The sequence below is a fragment of the Rhodococcus sp. FH8 genome, from assembly GCF_019266085.1.
GTDB lineage: Bacteria > Actinomycetota > Actinomycetes > Mycobacteriales > Mycobacteriaceae > Rhodococcus_F > Rhodococcus_F qingshengii.
Genome location: NZ_LPNQ01000067.1, coordinates 1 through 1,483, shown reverse-complemented (window position 1 = coordinate 1,483; position 1,483 = coordinate 1). Strand labels below are relative to the sequence as shown.

The window sequence follows — 1,483 nt, the reverse complement described above, 5'->3', positions numbered from 1 at the left end:
GAATCCGGTTGGCCGGGCAAGGAGGCCGAGGCAACGGTGACGCGCCGCCTGGGGATCTGTACCTCGTGGTGCGGATCAAACCGCATTCACGGTTCCGCGTGCAGGGTCGGGACATCTACGTCGATCTGCCCGTATCGCCATGGGAGGCGGTTCTCGGGTCGACAGTCGTCGTTCCCACCCCGGGTGGCGAGGCGAAAGTCAAAGTGGTGCCGGGCTCGTCGACTGGTAGGAAGCTGCGCCTGCGCGGAGAGGGAATGCCGAATCCGCGGGGCGCCAACGGCAACCTCTACGCCGAAATCAAGGTGATGGTTCCGTCGAAACCGACAGCACGTGAACGCGAGCTGTTCGAGCAGTTGGGCGCCGAATCGAACTTCGATCCGAGGAAAGAGACATGAGCACCCCGACCCCGGTCACTCAGTACGTATTGGTTCGCCGTGCCGGTTTGTCGCCGGATGCCTTCGCCGAACGTACCGGGCTGCACCCCGACCTGGCACGAAAGCTTGTGGCTCTCGGACTGCTCGACGCCCACCGCTACGCCGGCGGAGAGATGTCGTTCGAACCATCCGAAGTGGTCCACGCCGCCCGCATCCAACGGCTGCGGACCGGCCTGGGCCTGAACTACTCGGCAATCGGGCTCGTGCTCGATCTGCTGGATCGAATCGAGAAACTCGAAGCAGCTTCCCGCAGAAGGAGGACACCCCCATGGACACCGGCAGCCTGACTGAAAAGTCACGAGAAGCCCTGCAGGAAGCCCAGAACGTCGCGACCAGAATGGGCCACACCGAGGTCGACGGAGAGCACCTGCTGCTCGCGTTGGTCGATCAGCAGGATGGGTTGGTACCCCGACTGCTCGAACAGGCCGGCGCGAACGTCGATGCCCTGCGATCCGATCTGGATCGTGAACTGTCGCGTAGGCCGAAGGTCAGCGGCCCCGGCGCGACACCCGGTCAGGTGACGATCACCCAGCGCCTGGCCAAGCTGCTCGACGCCGCAGAGCGGGAGGCGAAGCGACTCAAGGATTCCTACGTGTCGGTGGAGCATCTCGTGATGGCCCTCTCCGAGGAAGGATCGGCCAGCGCGGCCGGTCGGGTCCTCGCCAGTCACGGGGTCACACGAGACGCCTTCCTCACAGCGCTGACGAAGGTGCGCGGCAATCAGCGTGTCACCTCGGCCACCCCGGAGGGGGCGTACGAGGCATTGGAGAAGTACGGGCGCGACCTCGTCTCCGAGGGGCGGGCAGGCAAACTCGATCCGGTCATCGGCCGAGATGCCGAGATCCGCAGGGTAACTCAGATCTTGAGCCGGAAAACGAAGAACAACCCGGTGCTGATCGGCGACCCCGGTGTCGGTAAGACCGCGATTGTCGAGGGTCTCGCCCAGCGGATCGTCCGCGGCGACGTGCCCGAGGGCCTACGCGACAAGACGATCTTCTCGCTCGACATGGGTTCTCTGGTGGCCGGTGCGAAGTACCGCGGCGAGTTCG

The 1,483-nt window shown here is 64.9% G+C and carries 3 protein-coding genes; all 3 read left to right on the top strand.

Annotated features, from left to right (window positions below; genetic code table 11):
* Window positions 1–395: DnaJ C-terminal domain-containing protein (locus tag ATN38_RS32820; protein WP_306300988.1), on the top strand; the 395-nt coding region annotated here is incomplete at its 5' end.
* Window positions 392–721, top strand: coding sequence for a chaperone modulator CbpM (locus ATN38_RS17600; protein WP_003942652.1), 330 nt, complete (start codon window positions 392–394; stop codon window positions 719–721). The genes ATN38_RS32820 and ATN38_RS17600, both read left to right, overlap by 4 nt.
* A partial coding sequence (locus tag ATN38_RS17595) for a Clp protease N-terminal domain-containing protein (RefSeq protein ID WP_306300987.1) occupies window positions 703–1,483 on the top strand: 781 nt, incomplete at its 3' end. The genes ATN38_RS17600 and ATN38_RS17595, both read left to right, overlap by 19 nt.

Coding starts and splice junctions, on each gene's coding strand:
- ATN38_RS17600 (WP_003942652.1), top strand. CDS start 392: ATGAGCACCCCGACCCCGGTCACTCAGTACGTATTGGTTCGCCGTGCC.